Source organism: Halopseudomonas pachastrellae (genome assembly GCF_900114765.1).
GTDB lineage: Bacteria > Pseudomonadota > Gammaproteobacteria > Pseudomonadales > Pseudomonadaceae > Halopseudomonas > Halopseudomonas pachastrellae.
Window position 1 is genome coordinate 98,263 of sequence record NZ_FOUD01000018.1, and the last position, 8,284, is coordinate 106,546.

6 protein-coding genes are annotated in these 8,284 nt (G+C 61.5%); all 6 read left to right on the plus strand.

The features are described from left to right. The first annotated feature begins 129 nt into the window (after positions 1 to 129). The gene (gene metH / locus BM116_RS14480; protein WP_083726016.1) at positions 130 to 3,822 is read left to right on the plus strand and encodes a methionine synthase; all 3,693 of its coding nucleotides are present in this window, start codon (positions 130 to 132) and stop codon (positions 3,820 to 3,822) included. Continuing rightward, entirely contained in the window at positions 3,822 to 5,156 is a 1,335-nt protein-coding gene (locus BM116_RS14485; protein ID WP_083726018.1) for an MATE family efflux transporter, read from the plus strand. Before metH ends, BM116_RS14485 begins: the two co-directional genes overlap by 1 nt. A gap of 47 nt (positions 5,157 to 5,203) precedes the next feature. After that, positions 5,204 to 5,431 (plus strand): DUF2970 domain-containing protein, encoded by a 228-nt coding sequence (locus BM116_RS14490; RefSeq protein WP_083726020.1) that lies wholly within the window; start codon positions 5,204 to 5,206, stop codon positions 5,429 to 5,431. A gap of 354 nt (positions 5,432 to 5,785) precedes the next feature. Then, entirely contained in the window at positions 5,786 to 7,444 is a 1,659-nt protein-coding gene (locus tag BM116_RS14495; protein ID WP_083726022.1) for a nitrite/sulfite reductase, read from the plus strand. Continuing rightward, positions 7,428 to 7,925 (plus strand): DUF934 domain-containing protein, encoded by a 498-nt coding sequence (locus BM116_RS14500; protein ID WP_083726045.1) that lies wholly within the window; start codon positions 7,428 to 7,430, stop codon positions 7,923 to 7,925. Before BM116_RS14495 ends, BM116_RS14500 begins: the two co-directional genes overlap by 17 nt. A gap of 111 nt (positions 7,926 to 8,036) precedes the next feature. Further along, on the plus strand, positions 8,037 to 8,284 hold a 248-nt coding region (locus BM116_RS14505), incomplete at its 3' end, for a transposase (protein ID WP_139222367.1).

Sequence of the window (8,284 nt, forward strand, 5' to 3'; positions counted from 1 at the left end):
GCGCAAGTGTAAGGGATGCCGGCCCACGAATAAAGCCCTACCTTTTTACTTGGTTATTAACCCCCGCGCGACGACATCCGCGCCGTGCTATGATTTGCGGCTTTTCAGAGCGCCTTTTCCGGAGTACCCATGTCTGACCGAAGCACCCGCCTGACCGCCCTGCGCAACGCCCTGCAGCAGCGCATTTTGATTCTCGACGGTGGCATGGGGACCATGATCCAGAGCTATAAACTGGAAGAAGCAGACTACCGTGGCGAGCGCTTTGCCGACTGGCCCAGCGACGTCAAGGGCAACAACGATCTGCTGCAACTGACGCAGACAGACGCCCTGTCGGCCATTCAAAAGGCCTACCTGGACGCCGGCGCTGACATCATTGAAACCAACACCTTCAACGCCACGCGCATCTCTCAGGCCGACTACGGCATGCAGGCGCTATCCTACGAGTTGAACGTGGCCGGCGCCCGCATCGCGCGCCAGGTGTGTGATGCAAAAACCGCCGAAACCCCGGATCGCCCGCGCTTTGTTGCCGGCGTACTGGGCCCGACCAGCCGCACGTGTTCCATCTCGCCGGACGTAAACGACCCGGGTTACCGCAACGTCACCTTTGACGAACTGGTCGAGAACTACATCGAGTCCACCCGTGGCCTGATCGAAGGCGGCGCCGACCTGATCCTGATCGAAACCATCTTCGATACCCTGAACGCCAAGGCCGCCATCTTTGCCGTGCAGCAGGTGTTTGAGGAGGACGGCATCGAGCTGCCGATCATGATCTCCGGCACCATTACCGACGCCTCCGGCCGCACGCTCTCGGGCCAGACCACCGAGGCCTTCTGGAACTCGGTACGCCACGCCAAGCCCATTTCCATCGGTTTGAACTGTGCCCTGGGCGCCAAAGACCTGCGCCCCTATCTGGAAGAGCTGTCGAACAAGGCGAATACCTTTGTATCCGCCCACCCGAATGCCGGTCTGCCGAACGAGTTTGGCGAATACGACGAGACCCCGGAAGAAATGGCTGCGGTGATCGACGATTTTGCCCGCGCCGGCTTCCTTAATATTGTCGGCGGCTGCTGCGGCAGCACCCCCGCGCATATTCGCGCCATTGCCGAGACCGTGGCCAAGTACCCGCCCCGGCAGATCCCGGAGATTGCCCCGGCCTGCCGTCTGTCGGGCCTGGAGCCCTTTACCATCGACCGGCAGTCGTTGTTCGTCAACGTCGGCGAGCGCACCAACATCACCGGTAGCGCCAAGTTTGCCCGCCTGATTCGCGAGGAGAACTACACCGAAGCCCTTGAGGTCGCCCTGCAGCAGGTGGAGGCCGGCGCCCAGGTCATCGACATCAACATGGACGAGGGCATGCTCGACTCCAAGGCGGCGATGGTGCGCTTTCTCAACCTGATCGCCGGTGAGCCCGATATCTCCCGCGTGCCGATCATGATCGACTCCTCCAAGTGGGATGTGATCGAGGCCGGCCTCAAGTGCATTCAGGGCAAGGGCATCGTCAACTCGATCTCCATGAAAGAAGGCGTCGAGCAGTTCAAGCAGCACGCCCGCCTGTGCAAGCGCTACGGCGCTGCGGTCATCGTCATGGCCTTTGATGAAGCGGGTCAGGCCGACACCGAGGCGCGCAAGAACGAGATCTGCAAACGCTCCTACGACATTCTGGTCAACGAAGTCGGCTTTCCGCCGGAAGACATCATCTTCGATGCCAACATCTTTGCCGTCGCCACCGGCATTGAGGAGCACAACAACTACGCAGTTGATTTCATCAACGCCTGTGCCTACATCCGTGACAACCTGCCCTACGCGCTGAGCTCGGGTGGCGTGTCCAACGTGTCGTTCTCGTTCCGCGGCAACAACCCGGTGCGCGAGGCCATTCACTCGGTCTTCCTCTATTACGCCATTCGCAGCGGTCTGACCATGGGTATCGTCAACGCTGGTCAACTGGAAATCTATGATGAGATCCCCGCCGAGCTGCGCGACCGCGTCGAGGACGTAATCCTCAACCGCAACCCTGATGCCACCGACGCCCTGCTGGCCATTGCCGAGCAGTTCAAGGGCGATGGCGCCGCTAAGGAAGCGGAAAACGAAGAGTGGCGCAGCTGGCCGGTCGAAAAACGCCTTGAGCACTCACTGGTCAAGGGCATCACCGCCTGGATCGTCGAGGACACCGAGCTGGCCCGCCAGCAGGCCAAGCGCCCGATTGAGGTTATTGAAGGCCCGCTGATGGCCGGCATGAACGTGGTCGGCGACCTGTTCGGCGCCGGCAAGATGTTCCTGCCCCAGGTGGTCAAGTCCGCCCGCGTAATGAAACAGGCCGTAGCGCACCTGATCCCCTTTATCGAGGAGGAAAAGGGCGACACCCCCGAGGCCAAGGGCAAGATCCTGATGGCAACGGTAAAAGGCGATGTACACGACATCGGCAAGAATATTGTCGGCGTGGTCCTGGGCTGTAACGGCTATGACATCGTCGATCTGGGCGTAATGGTGCCGGCGGAAAAAATCCTGCAGACCGCCATCGACGAGAAGTGCGACATCATCGGCCTGTCCGGCCTGATCACCCCGTCGCTGGACGAAATGGTGCACGTCGCCAAGGAAATGCAGCGCCGCGATTTTCACCTGCCGCTGCTGATCGGCGGTGCGACCACCTCCAAGGCGCATACTGCTGTGAAGATCGAGCCCCACTACCACAACGATGCGGTGATCTACGTAACCGATGCATCGCGCGCGGTAGGTGTTGCCACCTCACTGCTGTCCAAGGAGCTCAAGCCTGCCTACGTGCAGCAGATCCGCGAAGACTACGCCGTGGTGCGCGAGCGCACCGCCAACCGCTCGGCACGTACCGAATACCTGACTTACCAACAGGCGGTCGACAACCGCCTGCAGTTGGACTGGAGCGACTACCAGCCGCCCGCCCCGCGCGCACTCGGCGTGCAGACGCTGGACAACATCGACCTGCGCGTACTGGCTGACTACATCGACTGGACGCCCTTCTTTATTTCCTGGGATCTGGCCGGCAAGTTCCCGCGCATCCTGCAGGATGAAGTGGTCGGCGAGGCGGCAACCGCGCTATATGCCGACGCCCGCAGCATGCTGACCCGACTGATCGACGAGAAGCTGATCAGCGCCCGCGCGGTCTTCGGTTTCTGGCCTGCCCAGCAGGTCGCGCATGACGACATCCAGCTGTTCGACCCGCAAGGTGAACCACTGGCTCAGCTGCACCACCTGCGCCAGCAGACCATCAAGCCCGACGGCAAGCCCAACCTCTCGCTGGCCGACTTTGTAGCCCCGGCAGACAGCGGCAAGACCGACTACGTTGGCGGCTTTATCACCAGCGCCGGCATTGGCGCCGAAGAACTGGCCAAAGAGTACGAAGCCAAGGGTGACGACTACAGCGCGATCATGGTCAAGGCGCTGGCCGACCGTCTGGCCGAGGCCTGCGCCGAGTGGCTGCACGAGCAGGTGCGCAAGACCTACTGGGGTTACGACAGTGCCGAAGAGCTGGACAACGACAGCCTGATCCGTGAGCAGTATCGCGGTATTCGGCCGGCGCCCGGCTACCCGGCCTGCCCCGACCACACCGAAAAGGCCACCCTGTTCAAGCTGCTCGACCCTGAAGGCACCAGCGGCGTGACTCTGACCGAGCACTTTGCCATGTTCCCGGCAGCGTCGGTCAGCGGCTGGTACTTCTCGCACCCGCAGAGCCAGTATTTTGCGGTAGGCAAGATTACCCGCGATCAGGTTGAGTCCTACAGCACCCGCAAGGGCCAGGATCAGGCAGTCAGCGAACGCTGGCTGGCACCCAACCTCAGCTACGACAACTGATGGCCCTGCTCCCCGCCCGCGCACGGCTGCGCAGTATCGCCGTGCTCGGGCTGCCGATCATGGGCGGCATGCTGAGCCAGAGCCTGCTTAACCTGGTGGACGCCGCCATGGTCGGCAGCCTGGGCAGCGAGGCGCTGGCAGGTGTGGGCCTGGGCAGCTACGCCAACTTCATGGCGGTTGCCCTGGTAATGGGCCTTGGCGCCGGGGTGCAGGCCATGGTCGCCCGCCGCCAGGGCGCTGGCGACACCCAGCATATCGCCGGCCCACTCAATGAAGGCCTGCTGATCGCGCTGCTGCTGGCAATTCCCCTGACGCTGATTTGCTGGACCCAGGCCGAGCGCATTATTCGCTTTCTCGCCGACGACCCTGCGGTGGTCGAGATTGGCACCCATTACTTTCAGTGGCGCGTGCTGGCGATCATTGCGGTGGGCGCCAACTTTGCCTTTCGCGGTTACTGGAACGGCACCCACCGGGCCGGACGCTACCTGCAGATTCTGATCATCATGCACCTGGCCAATGTGCTGATCAGCTACGGCTTGATCTTCGGCCGCTTCGGCTTGCCGGAGATGGGCGCAGAAGGCTCAGGCATGGGCACCGCGATAGCCATGCTGCTGGGTTCGGCGCTGTACTTCGCCATCACCCTGCATGGCGGGCGCGAACACGGCTTCCTGCGGGCCCGGCCACGCGCTGCAGACATTCGCGCCATGCTGCGCCTGGCGCTGCCCAACTCGCTGCAGCAGTTCTTCTTCGCCACCGGCATTACCACCCTGTTCTGGATTGTCGCGCGCATCGGCACCGACGAGCTGGCCATCGCGCACGTGCTGGTCAACCTGGCGCTGTTCCTGATTCTGCCCGGCGTGGGCCTCGGCATGGCCGCCACCACGCTGGTCAGTCACAGCCTGGGAAGGCAGGAGCCTGAGCAAGCCTATCGCTGGGGCTGGGACGTGGTCCGCGTGGCTATCCTGGTGCTCTTTGTACTGGGCATGCCCTTCTGGCTCGCGCCACACCTGATCCTTGGCCTGTTTACCCAGGACCCGGAACTGATCGCGCTCGGGGAATGGCCGCTACGCATTACCGGTTTGGGCATGAGCCTGGATGCGACCGCCCTGGTGCTCACCCAGGCACTGCTGGGCGCCGGCGCCAGCCGCACCGTCATGGCCGTGAACTTGGGTAGTCAGTGGCTACTGTTTTTGCCCTGCGCCTATCTTGCCGGGCCGGTGCTGGGCGGCGGGCTGCTGCTGGTATGGCTGCTGCAGAGCCTGTATCGCTGTATCAACTCGATGATTTTTGCGGTGATGTGGCGGCGCCGACACTGGGCCGAGATTCGCATTTGAGGCGCTAAGCACCTAAGCTGGCAGAGCGCCCCAACGGAGCTGTGCCCATGACCGAGTCTGATCAACAACAGCCACAAGACAAACCGATGCGCCTGCGCGACACCCTATCCAGCGTACTGGCCGCCGCGCTGGGCGTCCAAAGCAACCGTGCACGCGAGCGCGACTTCAGCCAGGGCAAACCCAGCCACTTTATTATCGCCGGCGTTGGCTTTACCCTGCTATTTGTACTGTGTGTGCTGGGCGTGGTGAAGCTGGTCCTGCACGCAGCCGGCTGACAGTCGCCTACTGGCCGCTGACCCAGAAAACAGCCGCCACCACGACGATGAGAATCAGCGCAACCGCAGCCAAAGCGTCCAGCGAGGAATCCGTGGCAGTGCTGTCCTGCAGATTGTGGTCTGTCATATAAAGGCCCTCTATCTTGTTGTTATGGTTGTTGCCGTCATGTCAGGTACCAGTTAAGACCATTCCAACCAGCCTCTCAAGGCCGCTTTTTATGTACAAAACAGATCTAAACATATAGATAAACATTCCTTTTGTGCATATTCAAAAACTGCTATTGTCTGCCCGCCCAAGCCTGAAGGGTCATGACTAAAGAAGGGGCCAGCAGTGCCCCATGAACAGGTTTCTGTATGTATATCTACGACGAATATGATCAGCAGATCGTCGAGGACCGCGTAAAGCAGTTCCGCGATCAGACCCGCCGCTTTCTCGCTGGCGAGCTGAGCGAGAGCGAATTCCTGCCGCTGCGCCTGCAGAACGGCCTGTATGTACAGCGCTACGCGCCGATGTTGCGCGTTGCCATCCCCTACGGCCTGATTTCTGCCAGACAGGTGCGCAAGCTGGCCCTGATTGCCCGTCAGTACGACAAGGGCTACGTGCATTTCAGTACCCGTCAGAACGTGCAGTTCAACTGGCCCGCACTGGAAGATGTGCCGGACATTCTGGCCCACCTGGCCGAAGTCCAGATGCACGCCATTCAGACCAGCGGCAACTGTATCCGCAACACCACGACCGATCAGTTTGCCGGCGTCGCCGCAGACGAGCTGGTTGATCCGCGCCCCTGGTGCGAGATCATCCGCCAGTGGTCCACCTTCCACCCGGAATTTGCCTTCCTGCCGCGCAAGTTCAAGATCGCCGTGAACGGCGCCGAAGCGGACCGTGCCGCTATCGGTGTACACGACATCGGTCTGAACGTTGTGCGCAACGAGGCCGGCGAGATCGGCTTCCGCGTGCTGGTCGGTGGCGGCCTTGGCCGTACCCCGATTGTCGGCTCGCAGATCTGCGAATTCCTGCCGTGGCAGCACTTGTTGACCTACCTCGACGCCATCCTGCGTGTGTACAACCGCTATGGCCGTCGCGACAACAAGTACAAGGCGCGTATCAAGATCCTGGTCAAGGCACTGACCCCCGAGGTGTTTGCCGAGAAAGTGGCTGCCGAATGGGCGCACACCAAGGATGGCCCCGCCACCCTGACCCAGCAGGAGCTGGATCGTGTTGCCGGCCACTTCTCCGCTCCTGCCTACGAGCACTTCAGCGGTGACGACGCCGACTATCTGGCCAAACGTGAAGCAGAAAAAGGCTTCAACAACTGGGCCCTGCGTAACGTGCACGCTCACAAGGTACCGGGCTATGCCGCGGTCACCCTGTCGCTCAAGCCAACCGCGGTTGCTCCGGGCGATGCCGACGACAAACAGCTCGACGCCATTGCCGATCTGGCCGATCAGTTCAGCTTCGGCGAGCTGCGCGTTACCCACCAGCAGAACCTGGTGCTGGCTGACGTGCGCCAGAGCGATCTGTACGCGCTGTGGCAAGCCTGCCGCAAGCACGGCTTCGCCACCCCGAACATCGGCCTGCTGACCGACATCATCTGCTGCCCCGGCGGCGACTTCTGCGCCCTGGCCAACGCCAAATCGATTCCGATTGCCGAAGCCATCCAGCGCACCTTTGATGACCTGGACTACCTGCACGACATCGGTGATCTGGACCTGAACATCTCCGGCTGCATGAACGCTTGCGGTCATCACCACGTTGGCCATATCGGCGTGCTGGGTGTCGACAAGAAGGGCCAGGAGTTCTATCAGGTATCGATTGGCGGCAACAGCGGTCGCGACGCCAGCATCGGTCAGATCCTCGGCCCGTCCTTCTCGGCCGAAGACATGCCCAGCGTGATGACCAAGGTAATCGATGTCTACATCGAGAACCGCACCCCCGAAGAACAGTTCCTCGATACCTTCAAGCGTATCGGCATGGCACCTTTCAAGGAGCGCGTGTATGCAGCGGCTAATTAAGAACGGTGAGGTGATCAACGACAGCTGGCACCTGCTCGACAAGGACGCCACGCTGGACGGCCTGCCCAACAGCGACAGCATCATCGTGCCGCTGGCCCTGTGGCTGGAACACAGCCATGCCCTGAAAGCCCGCGACGGCGGTCTGGGTGTGTGGCTGGACAGCGATGAAGAAGTGGAAAGCATCGCAGACGATCTGAGCCAGTTTCAGGTCGTCGCGCTGAACTTCCCGGTCTTCAGCGACGGCCGCAACTACTCCAACGCCCGCCTGCTGCGTGACCGCTACCAGTACCAGGGTGAAGTGCGCGCCATTGGCGACGTCCTGCGTGACCAGCTGTTCTTCATGCAGCGCTGCGGCTTTGACGCCTTCGCCCTGCGTGCCGACCGCAACGCCGACGAGGCGCTGGAGAGCCTGAAAGACTTCTCCAACACCTACCAGGCCGCGACTGACCAGCCTCTGCCGCTGTTCCGCCGCCGCGCCTGAGGCGCATATAAAAAAACCGGGGCTCTGCCCCGGTCAGACTGCTGACAAAGCCCCTAGCCGAAAGGCGGGGGCTTTTGTTTAATGGGTTGTCGTTTATCGCAGGCCAACCCGATGCTCAAACCCCCTTCACCCAAACAACACGCGCTGGAGATGGTCACCCTCGAAGAACTGGTGCCAGCTGACCATCTGCTGCGCAAGATCGCCCAGCACATTGATTTCGAGTTCATTCGTCCTGCCACCCAGCACCTGTATTGTGCTGACAACGGTCGCCCGGCGATTGACCCGGTCACTCTGTTCAAGATGCTGTTTATTGGCTACCTGTTCGGCGTGCGCAGCGAACGACAGTTAATGCGCGAGAT

Coding starts and splice junctions, on each gene's coding strand:
- BM116_RS14490 (WP_083726020.1), top strand. CDS start 5,204: ATGACCGAGTCTGATCAACAACAGCCACAAGACAAACCGATGCGCCTG.
- metH (WP_083726016.1), top strand. CDS start 130: ATGTCTGACCGAAGCACCCGCCTGACCGCCCTGCGCAACGCCCTGCAG.
- BM116_RS14500 (WP_083726045.1), top strand. CDS start 7,428: ATGCAGCGGCTAATTAAGAACGGTGAGGTGATCAACGACAGCTGGCAC.
- BM116_RS14495 (WP_083726022.1), top strand. CDS start 5,786: ATGTATATCTACGACGAATATGATCAGCAGATCGTCGAGGACCGCGTA.
- BM116_RS14485 (WP_083726018.1), top strand. CDS start 3,822: ATGGCCCTGCTCCCCGCCCGCGCACGGCTGCGCAGTATCGCCGTGCTC.